Annotated in this window: 17 protein-coding genes; 9 read left to right on the forward strand and 8 right to left on the reverse strand. The window is 67.4% G+C overall.

Annotation, left to right across the window (positions count from 1 at the left end):
- Positions 1 to 51: 51 nt before the first annotated feature.
- Positions 52 to 810 carry an acyltransferase gene (locus tag GM1_RS08805; protein WP_040519749.1) on the reverse strand — a complete coding sequence of 253 codons (759 nt, stop codon included), beginning with the start codon at positions 808 to 810 and terminating at the stop codon, positions 52 to 54.
- A gap of 123 nt (positions 811 to 933) precedes the next feature.
- On the opposite strand from GM1_RS08805, the gene GM1_RS08810 reads away from it, so the two are divergent.
- Together GM1_RS08810 and GM1_RS08815 are read left to right on the forward strand one after the other, a co-directional pair.
- Positions 934 to 2,229 (forward strand): outer membrane protein assembly factor BamB family protein, encoded by a 1,296-nt coding sequence (locus tag GM1_RS08810; RefSeq protein WP_008378154.1) that lies wholly within the window; start codon positions 934 to 936, stop codon positions 2,227 to 2,229.
- A 4-nt stretch (positions 2,230 to 2,233) separates the two neighbouring features.
- Complete coding sequence (locus GM1_RS08815) at positions 2,234 to 3,448, forward strand: THUMP-like domain-containing protein (protein ID WP_008378156.1); 1,215 nt, start codon at positions 2,234 to 2,236, stop codon at positions 3,446 to 3,448.
- 55 nt (positions 3,449 to 3,503) lie between these two features.
- Here GM1_RS08815 and GM1_RS08820 read toward each other — a convergent pair whose 3' ends face one another.
- Entirely contained in the window at positions 3,504 to 4,493 is a 990-nt protein-coding gene (locus tag GM1_RS08820; RefSeq protein WP_008378158.1) for a class I SAM-dependent methyltransferase, read from the reverse strand.
- Positions 4,494 to 4,506: 13 nt separating this feature from the next.
- Positions 4,507 to 5,298 (reverse strand): enoyl-CoA hydratase/isomerase family protein, encoded by a 792-nt coding sequence (locus tag GM1_RS08825; RefSeq protein ID WP_008378160.1) that lies wholly within the window; start codon positions 5,296 to 5,298, stop codon positions 4,507 to 4,509.
- 71 nt (positions 5,299 to 5,369) lie between these two features.
- Here GM1_RS08825 and ligD point away from each other — a divergent pair, with 71 nt between their 5' ends.
- A complete protein-coding gene (gene ligD, locus GM1_RS08830; RefSeq protein WP_008378161.1) occupies positions 5,370 to 6,335 on the forward strand; it encodes a non-homologous end-joining DNA ligase in 966 nt (321 codons plus the stop codon).
- Position 6,336: 1 nt separating this feature from the next.
- Here ligD and GM1_RS08835 read toward each other — a convergent pair whose 3' ends face one another.
- Both GM1_RS08835 and GM1_RS08840 read right to left on the reverse strand, forming a co-directional pair.
- Positions 6,337 to 7,158, reverse strand: a complete 822-nt coding sequence (locus GM1_RS08835) for an NUDIX hydrolase (protein ID WP_008378163.1) — start codon at positions 7,156 to 7,158, stop codon at positions 6,337 to 6,339.
- Positions 7,159 to 7,237: 79 nt separating this feature from the next.
- Positions 7,238 to 8,068 carry an ABC transporter ATP-binding protein gene (locus GM1_RS08840; RefSeq protein ID WP_008378165.1) on the reverse strand — a complete coding sequence of 277 codons (831 nt, stop codon included), beginning with the start codon at positions 8,066 to 8,068 and terminating at the stop codon, positions 7,238 to 7,240.
- 59 nt (positions 8,069 to 8,127) lie between these two features.
- On the opposite strand from GM1_RS08840, the gene GM1_RS08845 reads away from it, so the two are divergent.
- Positions 8,128 to 9,147 (forward strand): LLM class flavin-dependent oxidoreductase, encoded by a 1,020-nt coding sequence (locus GM1_RS08845; RefSeq protein ID WP_008378166.1) that lies wholly within the window; start codon positions 8,128 to 8,130, stop codon positions 9,145 to 9,147.
- A gap of 21 nt (positions 9,148 to 9,168) precedes the next feature.
- Here GM1_RS08845 and GM1_RS08850 read toward each other — a convergent pair whose 3' ends face one another.
- Positions 9,169 to 9,903: a peptidyl-tRNA hydrolase gene (locus tag GM1_RS08850; RefSeq protein WP_008378168.1), complete on the reverse strand. Its 735-nt coding sequence runs from the start codon at positions 9,901 to 9,903 to the stop codon at positions 9,169 to 9,171.
- 4 nt (positions 9,904 to 9,907) lie between these two features.
- Positions 9,908 to 11,128, reverse strand: a complete 1,221-nt coding sequence (gene serB / locus GM1_RS08855; RefSeq protein ID WP_008378169.1) for a phosphoserine phosphatase SerB — start codon at positions 11,126 to 11,128, stop codon at positions 9,908 to 9,910.
- A 154-nt stretch (positions 11,129 to 11,282) separates the two neighbouring features.
- Here serB and GM1_RS08860 point away from each other — a divergent pair, with 154 nt between their 5' ends.
- On the forward strand, positions 11,283 to 12,458 hold the full coding sequence (locus GM1_RS08860; protein WP_008378171.1) for a polysaccharide deacetylase family protein: 1,176 nt from the start codon (positions 11,283 to 11,285) through the stop codon (positions 12,456 to 12,458).
- Positions 12,459 to 12,548: 90 nt separating this feature from the next.
- Here the strand turns inward: GM1_RS08860 and ctaD are convergent, their stop codons facing one another.
- Entirely contained in the window at positions 12,549 to 14,261 is a 1,713-nt protein-coding gene (gene ctaD, locus GM1_RS08865) for an aa3-type cytochrome oxidase subunit I (protein ID WP_008378173.1), read from the reverse strand.
- A 273-nt stretch (positions 14,262 to 14,534) separates the two neighbouring features.
- Between ctaD and GM1_RS08870 the strand changes: the two genes are divergently transcribed.
- Genes GM1_RS08870 through GM1_RS08885 form a run of 4 tightly spaced genes read left to right on the forward strand, consistent with a single transcriptional unit; the run spans position 14,535 to position 20,303 of the window.
- Entirely contained in the window at positions 14,535 to 15,566 is a 1,032-nt protein-coding gene (locus GM1_RS08870; RefSeq protein ID WP_157435905.1) for an ABC transporter substrate-binding protein, read from the forward strand.
- Between the two features lie 30 nt (positions 15,567 to 15,596).
- Complete coding sequence (locus GM1_RS08875; protein ID WP_008378177.1) at positions 15,597 to 18,479, forward strand: DEAD/DEAH box helicase; 2,883 nt, start codon at positions 15,597 to 15,599, stop codon at positions 18,477 to 18,479.
- Positions 18,476 to 19,231, forward strand: coding sequence for an SWIM zinc finger family protein (locus tag GM1_RS08880; RefSeq protein WP_008378178.1), 756 nt, complete (start codon positions 18,476 to 18,478; stop codon positions 19,229 to 19,231). The genes GM1_RS08875 and GM1_RS08880 overlap by 4 nt, the downstream gene beginning before the upstream one ends.
- Before the next feature lie 16 nt (positions 19,232 to 19,247).
- Positions 19,248 to 20,303 carry a hypothetical protein gene (locus GM1_RS08885; protein WP_008378180.1) on the forward strand — a complete coding sequence of 352 codons (1,056 nt, stop codon included), beginning with the start codon at positions 19,248 to 19,250 and terminating at the stop codon, positions 20,301 to 20,303.
- Positions 20,304 to 20,350: the final 47 nt, after the last annotated feature.

Genomic DNA, 20,350 nt, shown 5'->3' on the forward strand with positions numbered 1-20,350 from the left:
TTCGTCCAGCACCCCGGTGTTACTTTCCCGGCACACCGCCCCGTCGGACCGCTAGTCCGACTTCTGCTCGGCTTCCGCTTGAGCCTTCTTGCGTTCGATGTCGGCAAGCGCACGCTCGATCTCGGCGCGCTGCTCCGCACCTGCCTCCCACATGTCCACGCGGTTCTTGACCGCGCGGGCCGGCGCGCCGACGGCGATCGAGTAGTCGGGGATCTCACCGCGGACCACAGCGTGCGCGCCGAGGACCGAGCCTCGTCCGACGATCGTGTTGCGCAGCACCGTCACCTTGGCGGCCACCCACGTGTCGGCGCCGATGCGAACCGGCCCCTTCACGATGCCCTGATCCTTGATCGGGATGTCGATGTTGTCTGTGACGTGGTCGAAGTCGCAGATGTAGCACCAGTCGGCGACCAACGTCGAGCCGCCGACCTCGATGTCGAGGTAGGCGTTGACGACGTTGTTGCAGCCGAAGACGGCCTTGTCGCCGATCCGGAGACTGCCCTCATGGCAGCGGATCGAATTGCCGTCGCCGATGTGCACCCATCGACCGATCTCCATGCGCGCCAGCTGCGGCGTCGAGTGGATCTCCACGTCCTTGCCGAGGAACACCATGCCGCGCAGCACGATATGCGGGTTCGCGAGACGGAACCGAGCGAGCCGGTAATAGCGCACCAGGTACCAGGGCGTCCAGGCCTTGTTCCGCTTCACCCATCGCAGGGAATCGAGGGTCAAGAAGCGAGCCTGTTCGGGGTCGCGGTTCCGGCCGGCGCGCCATCGCGAGCGGTAGGACGCATTCCACATGGTGGTCATGAGGTCAAACCCTAATCCAGGCACTCCCGGCCTGCGGAATCAGGCAGACCCTTTCGCGATAGAGTCGTGCGCGAAGCTTCCACGCCCGACGACACGAGTCGACGGGCCGACGTCAGGAGTCACATGACCGGCGCAGCCCGCCGACGACGCAGTTCACGTCTGCTCGTCGTAGCAGCTCTTGCGGCGGTCGTCGCCCTGATCGGCACCGCGTGCTCGGACGGCCATCACGACGTCCGGCAGAACGCCCCCTACGGCTGGCCGATGTACGGCGGCAACGCAGCCAACGCGAACTTCACATACTCGCAGGTCCCTGACGATCTCCAATTGATCTGGAACCGCGAGGTCGGCGGCGCGATCACCGCTCCGCTCGCGATCAACGGGAGCGGCGACGTCGCGGGCGTTGCGAAGACCGCGTCGGGCTGCAACCTCAACGTGTTCGATCAGCGTGCCGGCCGAAAGAACTACTGCAAACGGCTCGGCGAAGGGTCGCCGCTCAACACGCCGCTCTTCGACCAGATCGGCCAGCCGTACATCGGCGAGGCGGGCATGTTCTTCGCGTTCAACGGCGGCGGGGCGATCCGGTGGCGTTACCCGACGTACGGCGTGCCGCTGTCCGCGAAGTTCGCCGCGCCGGGTCGAGTCCTGGTGGCGACAACCCAGGGGCAGGTTCTGCTGCTGAACGCGCAGACCGGCGATCTCGCGGCCCCGGAAGCCCTCCTCCGGCCGGACACGAACGCCGACGCGCGGGCCGGGCTCGCCGACTGCACCGTCGGCGGACCGGCCTGCGCGATCGCCGCGCCGCCCGCACTCGACCTCGGAACCCACCGCACGTTCCTCACCTTCTTCCCCAAGGGCGCACGGTCGTCCCAGGTGAAGGCGATGACCTACACCGACGGCGCCATCACCGACTTGTGGACCGCCGACATCGGCGGAGGTGTGATGGGCCCGCCCACCGTCTCCGCGGACGGCAAGACGGTGTACTCGTTCGGCCGGGACGGCAAGCTGTACGCGCTCGACGCCGCGACCGGTGCAGTCCGGTGGTCGCACGACGTCGGCGGCCACGGTTTCGCAACACTGTCCGTGTCGCCGGACGGGACCCTCGTCCCCGCCGGCGCGCTCGGCGCACCGTTGACGATCCTGCGCGACAAGGGAACACGCGTCGAGGTGGTCGCGCGACGCGACGATGTGCAGACCGCCGGGCTCGGCACACAGACGTCGGCGGGGACCCTGTGGGCGGTGACGCGCGACGGCGAGTCCCTCGCGCTCACCGAGTTCAGCACCGCGGACGGCGCCACCAAGCGCACGCTGCCGCTGCCGGGCGCGAAGGGCTTCTCCACCGGTGTGGCCGTCTCTGCGTGGGGCTCCATCGCGGTCGGCACGTCCAACGGCGCCGTGTTCTTCTTCTACCGCCCGTTCTGAGTCGATGGCGTTCGCGTTCACCCTGGACGACGTCGCGTTCTTGACGTCGCGGTACGGAGAGAAGGCGTTGGCGACGGCGTCTGAGATGCCGCTGACGGACGCGTCGCTGCTCAAAGACCTTCCGGAACTCCGGAGCCGATACAGCCCGCACGAGGCCGCACTGGTGGAGACCGTCCGGACGCGTCGACGTGCCGTCGGCAAACTCGACGACGCGGACCGCCTGCTCCTGAGCGACACCGCGCTGCAGCAGGCGACTCCGACTGCGGTGGCGGCTCACCGCGCCGCCGACATCGCGGGCCGCCACCCGGGCGCGGTGGTCCATGACGTGACCTGCTCGATCGGCGCCGAACTGTCGGCTCTCTCGGCCCGCACCGAACTCGGTGGAGTGCTCGGAAGTGACCTCGACGAGGTCAGGCTCGCCATGGCGGCACACAATCTAGGTGATCGCCGCGGCGTTCAGCTGATGCGAGCAGACGCTCTCGCACCGGCCTCGAACGCCGACGTCGTGATCGCCGATCCCGCCCGTCGCAGCGCCCGCGGCCGCACGTTTCGGCTCGACGAGTTGGACCCGCCTCTCCTGGAGCTCCTCGCCGTGTACGCCGGGCGCCCGCTGGTCGTGAAGTGCTCCCCCGGGCTCGACTACCGGATGCTCCGCGACCGGTTCGGCATCGAATGCCACGTCCAGGTCACCTCACTCGACGGCGGTGTCCGCGAGGCCTGCCTCTGGACGGAGGCCGACGACCTGCCCGACCGTCGTGCGACAGTCCTGCGGACTGTCGACGGTGTGGTCCGCGTGGAGGAGTTCACCTCCGACGACCCCGACGACATCGACTCCCCCGGTGTCGACGAGTGGATCGTCGACCCCGACGGCGCCGTGGTTCGGGCGGGCTTGGTGCAGCATTACGCCCACCGCCACGGTCTCCGACAGCTCGATCCGCAGATCGCGTACCTCACCGGGTCGACGGTCCCCGCGGGTGAGCGCGGTTTCCGGGTGATCGACGAGGTAGGGGTCACCGAGAAGGCTCTGCGTGGCGCGCTGTCGTCTCACGATTGCGGAAGCCTGGAGATCCTCGTCCGCGGTCTCGACATCGATCCGGACAGACTGCGCCGAAAGCTGAAGCTCAAGGGTTCGAAGCCGTTCGCGTTGATTCTCACCCGTGTCGGCCGCAACGGCGTCGGGTTTCTCTGCGAACCCGGCGTTCGCACACCGCACAGGTGATCAGACGAGCAACGGCCCGCCTCCCAGCGGGAGACGGGCCGTTCCTGATGTCGGATCAGGCTTCCGGCTTCACACCGGTGATCAGGACGTTGTAGAAGAACTGCGGCGGAACGATCTTGCGGAGCACGTTCTCGTCGAGCCACGTCATACGCTTCCATCCGCCGTAGGCGAATCCCGCCCAGCCCCAGCCGAGCTTCTCTTGCGGGACGGCCGCCTCGAAGGTGCGGACGGGCCAGCCGAGCATCGCCGCGGCGAGTTCTTCGGCCTCCGAGCGGACCTCGACGGCCCCTGCGGCCTTCGCGAGACGCTCGAGGTCCTCGGGTGCAAACGTGTGGATGTCGACGACCGCTTCGAGTGCAGCGGCGCGCGAGCTCTCGTCGAGCTCTGCCTGCGGGCGACGCCACTCCTTCAGCGGTCCGAACTTGGTCACGTTCGTGGTGGCCCACCAGGTGGCACGGCTCATCCAACGAGCGTAGAAGTCTCCGTAGGTCGACGGCTCGCCTGCGAAGACGAATCGACCACCCGGCTTGAGGACGCGCAGGACCTCGCGCAGCGACTTCTCGACGTCCGGGATGTGGTGGAGCACAGCGTGGCCCACGACGAGGTCGAAGGTGTTGTCCTCGTACGGGATGCTCTCGGCGTCCGCGACGCGGCCGTCGACGTCCAGCCCGAGGTTCTCCGCGTTGCGCAGCGCGACCTTGACCATGCCGGGCGACAGGTCGGTGACCGAGCCCTTCTCGGCGACACCCGACTGCATCAGGTTGAGCAGGAAGAAGCCGGTGCCGCAGCCGAGCTCCATGGCCCGACCGTAGGGCAGGTCGGCATCGCCGACGATGCGGTCGAAGCGGCCGCGAGCGAAGTCGATCAGGCGCTGGTCGAACGAGATGGACCACTTCTCGTCGTACGTCTCGGCCTCCCAGTCGTGGTACAGCACCTGGGCCAGCTTGGTGTCCTTGAGCGCCGCCTCGACCTGCTCGGCGGTGGCGTGGGGGTTCGGTGCCGGATCGACGGTGTCGTCCGCGCCGTTCTTGTCGATGGTCGTCATGAAGGTGAAGGTCCTACTTTCCGGTGAACTTCGCTTTGCCGGGACCGTTGGCGACGAACGACTCCATGCCGATCGTGCGGTCCTCGGTGGCGAACAGTGAAGCGAACAGCTGGGCCTCGATCTTCAGGCCCGTCGTGAGGTCGGTGTCCAGACCCGCGTCGATCGCGGTCTTCGCGGCGGCGAGCGCGACGGACGCGGCGCCCGCGAACTGACCCGCCCACTTGAGAGCGGCGTCGTACACGTCGTCAGGTGCGACGACCTCGTCGACGAGGCCGATCGCGAGCGCCTCTTCCGCGCCGACGAATCGACCGGTGAAGACCATGTCCTTCGCGCGCGAGGGACCGATCAGTCGGGCGAGGCGCTGCGTGCCGCCGCCGCCGGGGATCACACCGAGCAGCACCTCGGGGACGCCGAGCTTGGCGTTGTCGCCCGCGATACGGCGATCCGCACCGAGCGCCACTTCGAGTCCGCCGCCGAGCGCGTACCCGGTGACGGCCGCGACCGTCGGCTTCGGGATCGATGCGATCGCGCCGAGGCCGTCCTGCAGCTTGCCCGCGACCTTGGACATGTCGGCGAACGACATGTCGTTCATCTCTTTGATGTCAGCGCCTGCGGCGAGGACCTTGGGTCCGCCGTACACGACGACGGCCTTGATGTCGTCTCGCACGCTTGCCTCTTCCGCGGCAGCCACCAGTTCGGCCTGAACCTGACGGTTCAGTGCGTTCATCGGCGGCCGGTTCAGCCGGATGGTGCCGACGCCGGGATGCTCGGGCGATGTCTCAAGAGTCACGAACTCAGCAGTCATAAGGGCAGGCTACCGGGTGACACCTGTTCTAGACGAACCCGGTACGGGGCCCATGTGACTACTGTTGTCACATGGGCGCAGATGCTGTCGAGTTGCACGTTCCCGGTCCTGACGGGGTCACGCGGACGGTGCGTCTGAGCAGCCCGGATCGCATCTACTTCCCCGAGGCAGGACTCACCAAACTCGACCTCGCGCGCTACTACGAATCCGTCGCCGACGGCATCACCCGCGCACTCGACCGTCGGCCGTGCATGCTGCACCGATTCCCCAAGGGCACCACTGAGAAGAAGGTGCACCAGAAGAAGCTCCCCGCGGGCGCCCCCGACTGGGTGGAGACCGTCGACATCTTCTTTCCACGCTACAAGCGCATCGTGAGCGAACTGTGCGTCACCGAGCCGGCTGCTGTCCTGTGGGCAGTCCAGATGGCGACCGTCGAGTTCCATCCCTGGAACTCGCGACGCGGGCACGTGGAGGAACCCGACGAGTGGCGAATCGATCTCGACCCGATGCCCGACTGCGACTTCGCGAAGGTGCGTCGCGTCGCCGCGATCGCGCACGAGGTCCTCGACGAGCTGGGCATCGTCGGATATCCGAAGACCTCGGGCGGACACGGCCTGCACATCTATGTACGGATCGCGCCGGAGTGGGGCTTCGCCGATGTCCGACGAGCAGCTCACGCGTTCGGAGCCGAGGTGGCCCGACGGGCGGCAGGTGAGGCGACCGTGACCTGGTGGCGCAGGGACCGCGATCCGACCGCGGTGTTCGTCGACTTCAACCAGAACGCGCGCGACCACACGATCGCTGCCGCCTACTCCGTCCGCGCCACCCCGCGCGCCACGGTATCGGCGCCGATCACCTGGGACGAACTGCCCGACGCCGAGCCGGACGACTTCACCGTCGCAACCATGCCGGACCGTTTTGCGCGTCTGGGCGACCTGCACGCTCCGATCAACGACGTCGCCCATCGCCTCGACACCCTCCTGGAATGGGCGGACCGAGACGACGCCGAGATACCGCCCATCGCAGAAGAGGGCTGAGTCAGGCGTTCGTGTTCTTGAGCCGCTCCATGCGGCCGTCACCGAGTGCGCTGAGGTACTCGCTCGAGTCGGCGAAAGTGAGCCCGGCGAGACCGGATGACGAGATGGACGGTTCGATCGGTGTGATGGCCCGCGGCGCGGCCTGAAGGTCGGCAACGGTGCTGTACTCCGCGATGTGCCTCAGCTGGGTCCACGTCGGCGGCAGCAGGAAGTGGTCTCCGCGGTCCCAGTCGGCGAGCGCGTCCGCAGCCGTCTGCCACCGAGTCTCGGCGGCTTCGCTGGTCTCCCCGTCTGCCTCCTGACCGTCGGGCATGGCGGCGAGGAAGAACCGGGTGTCGTAGCGTCGGCTCTCATTCTTCGGCGTGATCCAGTGCGCGAGCGGTGTCAGCAGATCGGCGCGCAGGGTGAGACCTTCGTCGTTGAGGAACTGCGCGAACGACAGCTCTTTCGCAACGAGTCGGGCGCGGGCGCCGAACAACGACGACGGATCCGGATGCATGTCGTCGGCCGTGCCCGCGAGGAGCACACCGCACTCCTCGAACGTCTCGCGGACCGCAGCACAGACAAGCGCCCTGGCCGACGCCTCATCCGTCGAGAACTGCTCGGCCCAGTACTCGACGTCGGGACCGGTCCAGGCGATCTGCGCCTCCCGGTCGCGAGGATCGACGCCGCCGCCCGGGAACACCGTCATTCCGCCTGCGAACGCCATCTGCTGGACGCGTCGCTGCAGGAACACCTCGATGCCTCCGGCGCTGTCGCGAACGAGGACCACCGTCGACGCATCGCGTAGCGGAACGGGGGCTTGAACGTCGGGGGCTGACATGGGCGCTCCTTGAGACTGGCACGGCTGTGACCGAACTTACGCTCGGTCGGTCGTCTCATAGTTGCACAGCGGATGTCTCTCAGGCGCGGCGATGGCCGCCTGCGCGCCTGCTGCGGCGCGCGAAGTAGCGTCCGTCGTCGTACGACAGCGAGATGTTCTGCCGGAACGTCGTCGAGAGGTTCTCCGCCGTCAGGGTGTCCTCGATGGCGCCCTGCGCGACCACGCCGCCCTCGGACAACATCAGCACGTTGGTGAAGCCCGGCGGAATCTCTTCCACATGGTGTGTGATCAGCACCATCGCGGGCGAGTCGGGGTCGGCGGCGAGAGTCCCGAGTCGGTCGACGAGTTCTTCGCGTCCGCCGAGGTCGAGGCCCGCCGCAGGCTCGTCGAGCAGCAGCAGTTCGGGGTCGGTCATCAGACCGCGCGCGATGAGGACACGTTTGCGCTCGCCTTCGCTCAGCGTGCCGAAGGTGCGGTCCGCGAGATGCTCGGCACCCATCGACTCCAGAATGTCGGCAGCCTGCGCGCGATCCATCGGGTCGTACTCCTCACGCCATCGCCCCAAGACGGCGTAACCGGCGGAGATCACCAGATCCGACACCTTCTCGTCTGCCGGGACGCGGCCGGCGAATGCCGAACTGACGAGTCCGATCCGGGTGCTGAGCTCTCGGATGTCGGTGCGGCCCAGTTTCTCGCCGACCACGAAAGCATCACCGGTGGTCGGATGGTCGAGCGCTGCAGCCATCCGCAGAAGGGACGTCTTGCCCGCGCCGTTCGGCCCGATGATCACCCACCGCTCGTCCAGTTCCACTCGCCAGTCGACGGGACCGACGAGAGTCTTCCCGCTCCGAACCATCGACACGTCGTGGAACTCGATGAGCAGGTCGGGATCAGCGATGCGTTCAGTCACGTCTCCATGGTGCACGATCGACGTCGCCCGTCCGGCGACGGGGAATATTTCGTGTCTCGGTGTCGCTGCAACACAGCGTGACCGACACCCCCGCACCGACCGTTCCACTGTCCCTCCTCGACCTCGCACAGGTGGGGCCGGGTGAGACGGTCGCCGAATCCCTCGCCCACTCGCTGAACCTCGCCCAGTACGCTGACCAGCACGGATACTCCCGTCTCTGGTACGCCGAGCACCACAACATGCCTGCCATCGCGTCCGCCGCACCCGCGGTTCTGATCGCGCACATGGCCGCTCACACGTCCCGCATCCGGCTCGGCGCGGGCGGCGTCATGCTGCCGAACCACTCTCCTCTGGCGATCGCCGAACAGTACGGCACGCTCGCTGAGCTGCACCCCGGCAGGATCGACCTCGGTCTCGGCCGCGCACCAGGCGGCGACCAGGCCGTCTTCCATGCGCTGCGCCGCAGTCCGGCCGCATCCGAGCACTTCCCCGGCGACGTAGTCGAACTCCTCCGGTACTTCTCCGGCGCGGGTGTCGACGGCGTCCGCGCCACGCCCGGCAGCAACACGAACGTTCCGCTGTACATTCTCGGATCGTCGCTGTTCGGCGCTCAGCTTGCCGCCGCAGTCGGACTTCCGTTCGCGTTCGCCTCACACTTCGCACCGCAGGCGCTCGAGCGCGCCGTCGACATATACCTGCGAGACTTCCGCCCCGCCGAACTCCCTGACGGCTCGCAGTCCGAGCCGTACGTGATGGCTGCCGCAACCGTCATCGCCGACGACGACCCCGACCGGGCCGCGGCCCAACTGCACAACGCGAAGGTCCAGCGCGTCCGGCTGTTGTTCAATCGCGGCCGCAACCTGACGAACGCCGAGGCTGAGATGCTCCTCGACGGCCCGCAGGGCGCCCAGGTGGACGAAATGCTCCGCTACGCCGCCGTCGGCACCCCGGATCAGGTCCGTGAACAGTTGGCGTCGTTCACCGCCCACGCGCGCGCCGACGAACTGATCCTCGCTCCCCTGGCAGGCGACCGCGACGTCTGGCTCGGCACCGTCAAGCACCTCGCCCCCACACCCTGACACCGGAGAACAGTCGGGGGGTCAGTCGATTCTGGCTCGTTCGGCGATGACAGTCATGGAGCCTGGCTCCACTTCGGTGAACCCGGCGTCGCGGACCGCGGCGGCGGCGCCACGGTCGGCCGCCGCGACGAGAGCCGACCACCGCTCTGCCGATGCGAGCCGCACGTCCAGCGGACACCCGGCGTCGTACCAGGTCTGCGCCTCGTCGAGCGAGAACAGCGCAACTCCGAGCATCGACGCGTGGCCCACCTGAGCGGCTGCTTTGCCGACTGTCATGTCCAGCCCCGGGTTGATCCACAGGCACAGGCCTTCGCCGTCGCCTGACGGATCACCCGACAGCAGCTCTCCGTCGACGTCAGTTCCACCGATCTGCAGCTTCTTCACCCGCGGGTCGACGTCGCCGACACGTCCCGGAACGAAGGCTCGTGCCTCACATCCGTCGTGCTCTGCGGTGACGCCCCAGAGGCCTTGAACGTCGTACCACTGCTTGCCGCGAGCCCGTCGAGCGATCTTCCGGATCCGCGCGTCGCACCAGGCATCGAGGCCCGGCGCCCACAGGCCATCGGTTTGGGCCCGCTCATCGAGACAGAGCAGGACCACGGCTCGCGCGGCAGCGACGAGCAGACCGTGGCGGTTCGGCGGGTCGGACTTCTCGATGCGCAGCACCATGCCCATCGCGAGGACATCGCCCGGATCCTCGGGATCGGTGCCGCCGCCGACGTATCCGACGAGGCGATCGTAGACGTCGGAGAACACCGAACTACGACTCCAGCGGCACGCGACGCAACGTGCCGTCTTCGATGTCGGCGGCTTCGATCTCGTCACGTGTCACGCCCAGCATGAACAGGACCGCGTCCAAGAACGGGTGATCGAGTGTCGTGTCGGCCACCTCGCGCAACGCAGGCTTGGCGTTGAACGCGATACCCAGGCCCGCGGCGGCGAGCATGTCGATGTCGTTCGCACCGTCGCCGACAGCGATGGTCTGTTCCATCGGGACGCCCACCTGGTCGGCGAACGCGCGCAGCGCACGTGCCTTCCCGGGCCGGTCCACGACCTCGTCGATCACACGACCGGTCAACACGCCGTCGACGATCTCCAGAGTGTTCGCGCGGACGAAGTCGAGTTCGAGGTCTCGCGCAAGCGGCTCGATCACCTGGCGGAAGCCACCGGAGACCACACCGCAGTGGTAGCCGAGGCGATGCAGGGTTCGGATCGTCGTGCGGGCGCCCGGAGTCAACTCCAGTGCCGCGGCGACCCTGTCGATGACTTCCGCGTCGAGCCCCTCCAATGCCTTGACCCGTTCGTGCAGCGACTCGGCGAAGTCGAGCTCACCGCGCATCGCGGCCTCGGTCACGGCCGCGACCTCAGCCTCACGGCCTGCTTCGGCCGCCAGCATCTCGATCACCTCACCCTGGATCAGAGTCGAATCGACGTCGAACACGATGACCCGCTTGGCACGGCGAGCCAGCCCGCCGCGTTCGACGGCGACGTCGATCGGGAATCGTGTCGCCACCGTCACCAGACCGGCACGCAGCGCGGTGTCGGCCTGTGCGTCGTCGGCGACCGTGACCATCAATTCCAGACCCGTCAGCGGGTAGTCCGCGATGCCTCGGATGGAGTCGATGTTGCCACCACAGCTCGCAACCTCGGCGGCGACCGCCTGGAACGACTCCGCCGACACCGGCTGGCCGAGGATCACGATCGCGTGTGTCGACGGACGGTGCCCGTTCGACGTGGCGTCGACGGCGAGTTCGACAGACATCCCGCGTGAGTGCATCGGCAGATCCACGGCGTCGAGGACCGCGGCCGCAGAACCGGTGGTCGAGACGAGAACGCCGAGGGTCAGGTGGTTGTGGATGACCACCTGCTCCACGTCCAACAGGTCGACGCCCACACCGGCGAGCGCACCCATCAACGACGACGTCACGCCCGGCCGATCGGGCCCGCTGACGGTGAGGAGAATGGTCCGCTTGGTCTGCACAGTGTCCACCCAAGAATTATGAAGGCTCCTCTCCCTACATGCCGCATCGGGCCGCATACCCGGGTGCCGGAAATCGTCCATTCAGTCGATTGAACCCCGCGGCCGTGCGCTCCTACGGTCAGTGGACCAACGCCTCGGAGAGAAGCGAGACCACGTGACCTTGCGCCCGCACTCCCGCGCCGTCGCCGTCATCACCGCTGTGACGACTGCGTTCGTCTCCGTCAGCGCCTGCGGCGAGGCGTCATCCCACGACACGGCGGCCCGTACCGTGAGAACCACCACGTCTGCCGTCGAACGGCCGAGCGGCGCCCCCGAACGACGACCGTCCAATGTGCAGATCCGCAGGTTGGCACCCGATGAGAAGCCTCCGCAGTTTGTGCTGTTCTCATTCGACGGAGTCGGCGTGAGCCCACAGTTCCACAAGTTCCTCGACGCCGCCGACCGCAGCGGCGCTCGGTTCACGGCACTGATGACGGGTCTGTACTTCCTCACCGACGACGCCCGCAATCACTATCGCGCGCCCGGAAGGAAGCCGGGGGAAGCCGCGATCGGGTTCGGCGGGTCCACGAAGGACGTCAAGGCCGAGGTGAAGCTCCTCAACCGCACCTGGTTCGACGGCCACGAACTCGGCACCCACTACGTCGGCCACTTCTGCGCGGGGACGTCGTACCCGGGTCGGGACTGGACCACGGCCGACTGGAACCACGAACTGGACCAGTTCTTCTCGCTGATGACGAACTGGCGCACGAACACCGGAATCACCGACGGCCCCGACTTGGCGTTCGGACCAGACGTTGTGCGCGGCGGTCGGACGCAGTGCCTCGAAGGCAGCCCGGCCAGCCTCTTCCCTGCCCTCGTGAAGCACTCGATGACCTGGGACTCGTCGATGCCCGCCGATCGTCCCGGCATCTTCTGGCCGAAGAGAATCCGCGGGATCTGGGAGTTTCCCATCCCCTACGTGTACTCGCCGCCGCTGCGCGCCAAGCAGACTGCTCTCGACTACAACTTCTGGGTCACCGCCAACGGTGCTGCGAACCGTCCCGCCGATGCGCCGCGAATCCGCCGGATCGTCCGCGAGACCTACCGATCGATGTACGACCGCGCCTACCGAGGAAACCGGGCGCCGATCGTGATCGCCAATCACTTCAACACCTGGAGCGGTGACGCGTTCAACCCCGCCACCCGCGACTTCATGTCCGACGTCTGCGGCCGACCCGAGACGATCTGCGCCACCTACAGCGACGTCGTCGCCTGGATGGAAGCACAGGACCCCGCCGTCCTCACACACTTGCAGCGGCTCGCGCCCGTCGCGGTCGACCCGAAGCACTAGTCCCCTGCTCGTTGAGCGAGCGTAGCGATTCGAAACGCCGCAAGGCCCGTCCGAAGATCTCGGACGGGCCTTGCGGCGTCATCTAGTGCGTCAGTGCGCGTCGTGCTTGTCGCTGCCCCAACCCACGTGGGCTTCGGCGCGCATGCGCTCCACCATGTGCGGGTAGTGCAACTCGAACGCCGGGCGCTCCGAGCGGATGCGCGGCAGTTCGGTGAAGTTGTGACGCGGCGGCGGGCAGCTGGTGGCCCACTCGAGCGAGTTGCCGAAGCCCCACGGATCGTCGACGGTCACGACCTCGCCGTAGCGGTAGCTCTTGAAGACGTTCCAGAGGAACGGCAGCGTCGACAGGCCAAGCACCAGGGCGCCCGCGGTGGACACCATGTTCAGCTCGGTGAATCCGTCCGACGGCAGGTAGTCGGCGTAGCGACGCGGCATGCCCTCGTTGCCCAGCCAGTGCTGCACCAGGAAGGTCAGGTGGAAGCCGATGAAGGTCAGCCAGAAGTGCCACTTGCCGAGAGTCTCGTCGAGCAGACGGCCGGTCATCTTCGGGAACCAGAAGTAGATGCCCGCGTAGGTGGCGAACACGATGGTGCCGAAGAGCACGTAGTGGAAGTGGGCGACCACGAAGTACGAGTCGGAGACGTGGAAGTCGATCGGCGGTGCGGCGAGCAGGACGCCGGTGAGGCCACCGAAGAGGAACGTCACGATGAAGCCGATCGAGAACAGCATCGGCGTCTCGAACGTTATGCGGCCCTTCCACATCGTTCCGATCCAGTTGAAGAACTTCACACCGGTCGGGACCGCGATCAGGAACGTCATGAACGAGAAGAACGGCAGGAGAACCGAACCGGTCACGTACATGTGGTGAGCCCACACGGCGACGGACAGAGCCGCGATGGCGAGCGTCGCGTAGACCAGGCCCGAGTAGCCGAACAGCGGCTTGCGGGAGAAGACCGGGAACACCTCGGACACGATGCCGAAGAACGGCAGGGCGATCACGTAGACCTCGGGGTGACCGAAGAACCAGAACAGGTGCTGCCACAGGATGACGCCGCCGTTGGCCGGGTCGTACAGGTGGGCGCCGAACTGGCGGTCCACTTCGAGGCCCATGAGCGCTGCGGTGAGCAACGGGAAGATCAGCAGGATCAGGACGCTGGTGACCAGGATGTTCCAGGTGAAGATCGGCATGCGGAACATGGTCATACCCGGTGCGCGGAGGCACACGACGGTGGTGATCATGTTGACCGCGCCGAGGATGGTGCCCAGACCGGCCACACCGAGACCCATGATCCAGAGGTCGGCGCCGACGCCGGGCGAGTGGACCATGTCGGTCAGCGGCGTGTACGCCGTCCAACCGAAGTCCGCTGCGCCACCCGGGGTGAGGAAGCCGCCGAGGGCGATCAGGTTGCCGAACAGGAACAGCCAGTAGCCCAGCGAGTTCAGGCGCGGGAACGCGACGTCGGGCGAGCCGATCTGAAGCGGGAGGACGAAGTTGGCGAAGCCGATGACGATCGGCGTCGCGTACATCAGCAGCATCACGGTGCCGTGCATCGTGAAGAGCTGGTTGAACTGCTCATTCGACAGGAACTGAAGTCCCGGATGTGCAAGCTCGGCACGCATCAGAAGCGCCATCAGTCCGCCGACGAGGAAGAAGGCGAAACAGGTGACGATGTACATCTGACCGATCAGCTTGTGATCGGTGGTGGTGATGAGCTTGTAGAAGAAAGAGCCCTTGGGCTGGTAACGCTCTGGGTAGGGGCGCTGGGCCTCCACCTGAGTCGTCGGCTGATCTACCGCGGTCACAGATTCCTCCTCGTGAGCACCATCGGCCTAGGTTCCCCGTCTGGGGTTTCCCGGTCGGCGGCACTGGACCTTCGTCCGTCCTAACTGCTGTGGCGCCGACCGAAGACAGCGCGCTGCACAACTGATCGTAGACCAGACTCGGCCCCGATTCCGACTGGGTCCTACGAACTGTCGTAATACGGTCCTACGAACTGTCGTATTACGTCAGTCGCGGTGTGCGCCATGCCTGGTCGCCGGGGCGGCCGGTCGACGCCGCGGTGCTAGCGTAGGCCCGTGCGTACAGACCTTCGACGACTCTTCTCCGGCCGCCGCGCCGCCGCTGTCGCGTGTGCCGTGGCGCTTGTCGCGGGAACTGCGGCGTGTGGTTCCGACGACGACCTTCTGCGCACGCCGGACGGTTCGGTCATCTCGACGACGACCACCCGTTTCGCGGAGGTCAACATCGTCAACCCGGGCCGCGACTACTCGCGTACGTGCCTGGCGCCCACACCGGTCGACGCCGGCAAGACCGACGCGAAGCGCATCGTGGTCACCGACCCCGCTCTCCTCGATGCGCTCTGCGCGCTCGGGCTCGCCCCGCAGGTGCGTGCGATCGCCGCACCTTCCGGCTCGGTCCCCGAGTACCTCGGCCCCGACCTCGCGGCCGTCCCCGCGATCGGCGACACGCCGACCGCCGACCAGGTGACCGCGGCGAAGCCCGACCTCGTGCTGTCCACGCCGGAGACCGCAGCGCGCGCCGACGCGATGCGGTCGACAGGCGCTCTCGGATCGGCGCGTGTCGCCTCCGTCGACGTCGATGGCGACTGGCAGAAGGCGTTCCTCGCGGTCGCTGCGGCTACCGGCCGTTCTGCTGCGGGCAAGGTCCGCATCGACGAGTTCGTCGCCGAGGCAACCCGCGTCGGCCGTGTGATGGACGCCGCACATTCGCAGGTGTCGCTGGTCCGATTCACTCCCGATGACACGCTCATCGAAGGCACGTCGTCGTTCGGGGCGCAGATCATGGCGATCGTCGGCGTCGCTCGCCCTGCTGCACAGCGCACGCCCGAGACCGTAGTTCAGACGGACGCGAACTTCACCGACGCCGACGCCGACCTGATCCTGGTGAGCTACCAGGGCGACGGCGGACGGGACCGCGGCGAGGACGTTCTGTTGTCGGATCAGTGGCTCGACATGGGCGCGCCCACGTGGAAGCGCGTGAAGTCCGTCGACGACAGCATCTGGCACACCGATCCTGGTCTCGCCTCGGCATGGCTGGTCCTCAACGACCTCAAGGATTGCCTGAACAGCAGTTCCGCTGAGAACTGATTGTCGTACCCCGCGGGTAGAACTGTGTCCGTGAACGCCCCGCCTGTCCGAGTCCTGTGGCGGCCCGGCCTCGGCTTGGCGGTCTGGCCGTGGCGGCCCGACGCGGAACCGCCCTCACCCGGGTCGGTGTTCGACGACGCCGTCGAGCTGCCGTCGTCGCTGACCGATCTCCTCGGCGGACGAATACTGCGCCACACCGTCGAACTGCGGAGGCCTGGCGGTGGTCGGACATTCGCATCCACCACCGCGGTGGGCGTGCCGACCGCGGTGCAACTCCTCGACCGCTTCGATCATCTGCCCGCCGGCGGAGACACCGCGTTCTACCGCTACGTCCTGGCGGGTGTGCGGGCCGTCGTCGACGCAGGGGCCGTGGCTCCCGGAGTCGTGGACGTCGCCGGACTGCCCGAAGCACGGTGGCTTCCGCTCCCCACGACCGCGTGGCGAGCGTGGCTCAACGTCGTCCACGGCAGTGCTCCGCCCGCGGTCGCCGAGAACGGCGGCAGTGCTGCGATCACCGACTTCGCGACCGAGGTCCTCGACTTCGAGGTCAGGAATCGGATCACCCACCGGGTGACCTCGCAAGTGGACCTGATCGCCGGTCTCGCCGCGCCGTCACCGATGCCGGTGAGCGCCGCCCCCGGGGCCCGAGGCGCGTGGAACGACTGGTTGGCAACCGTCGGTCCGGAGGCCGCAACTCTCGTCCTGCGGCTCAACGAACCCGCGGACGATCCCGAGTCTCCACACGACTCGGAGGACGCAGACCGGTGGCGGCTCGAGGTGTGTCGACACGATGCGACCGGCGATGTGGTGCCAGTCGTCCCGCACCGCACCGATCCGCACGACCTCGAGACGATCACCGGCGACCTGGCGTCGGCGGTTCGAGCATTCGGGGAACTGTCGCGTGCCGACACCGACCCGCACAGTCTGGACTTCCTTCTCGACACGGCGACTGTTGAGGACCTGTTCGCCCACGGGGCCACCGCGATCGCCGACGCGGGTGTGACTGTGCTCCTGCCGCGCACCATCGCGTCGGTCTCCCCGAGTCTGTCTCTTCACGCCGGGGCCGTGCCCGACGGCGGAAGCAGGCCGGGATTCGTCGGTCTCGACGAGATCTCCGACTTCGAATGGCGACTCGCTCTCGGCGACACCCCGGACTCCCCTGCGCTCACCCAGTCCGACCTGGACGAACTCGCCCAGCAGCACGGGAATCTGGTGAGGGTCCGTGGCCGGTGGCTACGAGCGGAGGGTGCAGCACTGACGCGGGCTGCAGCGTTCGTCGCCGCACAGAAAGCCCTCGCAGCTGCCGACGGGGAAGCATCGACGATGGCCGAGTTGCTGACCCTGGTGGCCGACCCGACCGACCGGATCCCGGTCCCGGTGTCGAGTGTGAACGGACTCGGCTGGCTAGACGACGTCGCGCGCGGCGGCGCCATCGTTCCGGAACCGGTGACTCCGCCGCCTACCCTGCACGCCTCTCTACGCCCGTATCAGCAACTCGGACTCGACTGGTTGGTGTCCCTCGGCCGAATCGGCGCCGGCGCGGTCCTCGCCGACGACATGGGCCTCGGCAAGACCGTGCAGGTGATCGCTCTGCTCACGACCATGCGGGCAGACGATCCTGGACGCCACCCCGCGCTCGTCGTGTGCCCCATGTCGGTGATCGGCAACTGGCAGCGCGAGTTGGCGACCTTCGCTCCAGGACTCCGGGTGATCGTCCACCACGGAACCGGCCGGTCGGTCGACGTGATCTCCACCGGCGACGTCGATGTAGTGCTGACCACGTTCGCGACGCTCGCACGCGACCGGGCCGGTCTCGCCGGGCTGCGGTGGAGCGAACTCGTCGTCGACGAAGCCCAGCACGTGAAGAACGTCCACACGGCAGCAGCGAAAGCGTTGCGCGCGATCCCGGCCCGGCTGCGAATCGCGCTGACGGGCACTCCGGTCGAGAACCGGCTGGAGGACCTTCGAGCCGTCGTCGATCTGGTGAACCCGGGGATGCTGGGGTCGGCGTCGGTGTTCCGGGCCCGCTTCGCCGAACCCATCGAACGCGATCGGGACGCCGATGCCCTGCGTAGGCTCACGGCGCTGACCGGCCCCTTCATCCTTCGGCGCACCAAAACGGATCCGGCTGTGGCACCAGACCTTCCGGAGAAGACGGAACTGACGGTCCGCACCAATCTGACAACCGAGCAGGCCGGGCTGTACCAGGCGGTTCTGAACGACTTGCACGAGGCGCTCGGCGACCCGAATCACAAGGGCGAGTTCCGGCGTCGCAGTGTCCTCGCGGCGCTGACCAGGCTGAAGCAGATCTGCAACCACCCGGCGCACTACCTCGCCGACGGATCCGCGTTGCTGCGCAAGCGCAGGCACCGGTCGGGCAAGGTCGAGTTGCTCATCGACATCCTGACCACGCTGATCGCCGAAGGCGATCGCGCGCTGGTGTTCACGCAGTTCGCGGCCTTCGCCGAACTGCTCGACGAATGGCTGACGCCGATCCTCGGGGTCGACGTGCCCGTGCTGCACGGCGGACGATCTCGCCGCGACCGTGACGCGATGGTCTCCGACTTCCAGTCCGTAGACGGGCCTCCCGTCCTGATCGCCACGCTCAAAGCGGGTGGCACCGGGCTCAACCTCGTCGGTGCGAACCATGTGATCCACGCCGACAGGTGGTGGAACCCGGCCGTCGAAGATCAAGCGACCGACCGCGCATACCGGATCGGGCAGACGAAGAACGTGCAGGTCAGGAAGTTCGTGTGCGTCGGAACACTGGAGGAGCGCATCGACGAGATGGTCACCGCCAAGCGTGAACTCTCCCAGTTGACCGTCTCGACCGGGGAGAACTGGCTGAGCGACCTCGACGACGACGCCCTGTTCGACCTGCTCGCCCTGCGCGACGAGGCGGTCGGCGAATGACCGGGCGGGCGCGCCGCGCGCCGGTCCGCGGATACGGCATCAGCCGATGGGGCCGAGCGTTCGTCGACGTCGTCGAGTCCGGGTCGGATCACCGGCACGTGACCGGTGCGCGTCGCTACTTTCGGGATCGCCACGTCGACGGCATGCGGATCGTCCCCGGCCGGGTCACATCGTCGGTGCGGGGCAGCCAGCTCGACCCGTTCGACGTGATCCTGACATGTCGAACCGTCGACGCCGACACCGTCGTCGGCCTGCTCCGCGCACAAGGGGCGGTCGACGATCTCCTCTCACTGGCGCGAGGTGAGCAGCCGTCCGGGCTCGGCGGGCTGATCGCACCGACCGAGTCTGCCGACGTCGAATCGAGCTGCACGTGCCCTGATGAGGCTCCCCGCTGCATTCACGTATTGGCGACCGCGTTCGAGGTGGCAGCCGAGATCGACCGCCGTCCCACAGCTCTGCTGCAGGTGATGGGAACCGACCTGCCGGAGCTCCTCGCCTCCGCCGGCGAGGATCGTGGGCCGGCGTCCACGACTGAGCCCACTGATGACCGCGACATGCTGCCGGAGGACTTCTACGGCGACCGCATCGTTCCGGCGCCGCCACCGCCGGTTCCCGCGGTCGACGCGCTCGCCGACCTCGATGCTGCCGCGCTCCGGACCGCTCTGCGTGCGTCGGGTGTCCCCGCAACGCAGTTGGCGGAAGCCGTCGACGACCTCGGCACCTTCTACCGGGCACTCCGGCGACGTTCGTGACGTCCGACATGACACGATGATCGTCGTGCCCGACGATTCTGCGCTGCACCGACTGCGGGTGCGTCTCGACCGTTCCGATGATGCGTACGCCCATGCGCTGTGGGTCGGCGGGCAGCGATCCGAACCGTGGGCGGCGGCCGTAGCCGAGGCGAGGGCCGACCTCGCCGATCCCGGAGACCTTCTCGACATCGACCCCGTCGCACAGGCGTCCGCTCGTGCACGGCGCGCGATCTCCGAAACCGTTCTGGCCCAGCAGGATGCGATGCCGAGCGCACCGCTGCGGAGCGGCGCCGGGCACGGCGACATTCTGCTGGTGATGCGCGACGCCCTCAAAGCGACCGCGGCTCTGCCTGGACTCGTCCGTGACGAGATCGCGCACATCTTCGCCGACCGTCCGCGAGCAGTGTTGATCCGTCTCGCGATCACCATTGCGATGGCACTCGGATTCGTGGTGACGTACGAGCTCATCGGGTGGTCCAGCTACGACATGAAGTCACTGTCGATCTACCTCTTCTCAGCCGTCGCAGGCAGCGTGGTCTGCACCAACGCCCTGTGCTTCGACGCACAGCGCGTCCGCGAGTCGTTGGCGTCGCAACAGCCGCTGTGGCGTGTCCTCTTGGTGAAGAACATCGCCATCGCACTGATGATCGCCGTCGCGGCGATTCCCGTCGTCGTCCTCATCTCGACGGGCGCCGACCACCCGAACGCCGTGGTCATCATCGATCAGCTGATCGCGATGCTGTTCATCTGGCTCGGTGTCGCGAACGTGCTGTCGGTGATCTCGCCGCTGCGTCGCGAACCGTTCACGGCCCGGCTCGGCGACGGCACGTGGCTGCCGTTCCTGCTGTCGTTCGGCATCTCGTATGGGGTCGGGCTCACCGTGAATCTGATGATCTACTGGCGGATGTGGGCCCGCCATGCGGCCGCGCACGAGATCGCAGGGGGCGCATGGTCGGCGTTCTTCCTGGTCCTGCTGTCGTCCGTGATCGTCTGGGTGCTGCTGACAGTCCTCGCCGTCACGTCTGCGCACCACCCGATCGTCCGGCGAGTGCTCATCCGCGAGATGCGCTGACTGAGCTCCTGAGATCGGTCGGATCACAAAGGTCCGCCGGCAGTGTG

The sequence above is a fragment of the Gordonia malaquae NBRC 108250 genome, from assembly GCF_000344135.1.
GTDB lineage: Bacteria > Actinomycetota > Actinomycetes > Mycobacteriales > Mycobacteriaceae > Gordonia > Gordonia malaquae.

Excerpts from the sequence above, each read along its gene's own strand:
- GM1_RS08815 (WP_008378156.1), top strand. The coding sequence starts at position 2,234 with ATGGCGTTCGCGTTCACCCTGGACGACGTCGCGTTCTTGACGTCGCGG.
- GM1_RS08880 (WP_008378178.1), top strand. The coding sequence starts at position 18,476 with ATGACCGGGCGGGCGCGCCGCGCGCCGGTCCGCGGATACGGCATCAGC.
- ligD (WP_008378161.1), top strand. The coding sequence starts at position 5,370 with ATGGGCGCAGATGCTGTCGAGTTGCACGTTCCCGGTCCTGACGGGGTC.
- GM1_RS08810 (WP_008378154.1), top strand. The coding sequence starts at position 934 with ATGACCGGCGCAGCCCGCCGACGACGCAGTTCACGTCTGCTCGTCGTA.
- GM1_RS08885 (WP_008378180.1), top strand. The coding sequence starts at position 19,248 with ATGATCGTCGTGCCCGACGATTCTGCGCTGCACCGACTGCGGGTGCGT.
- GM1_RS08805 (WP_040519749.1), bottom strand. The coding sequence starts at position 810 with ATGACCACCATGTGGAATGCGTCCTACCGCTCGCGATGGCGCGCCGGC.
- GM1_RS08835 (WP_008378163.1), bottom strand. The coding sequence starts at position 7,158 with ATGTCAGCCCCCGACGTTCAAGCCCCCGTTCCGCTACGCGATGCGTCG.
- GM1_RS08825 (WP_008378160.1), bottom strand. The coding sequence starts at position 5,298 with ATGACTGCTGAGTTCGTGACTCTTGAGACATCGCCCGAGCATCCCGGC.
- GM1_RS08820 (WP_008378158.1), bottom strand. The coding sequence starts at position 4,493 with ATGACGACCATCGACAAGAACGGCGCGGACGACACCGTCGATCCGGCA.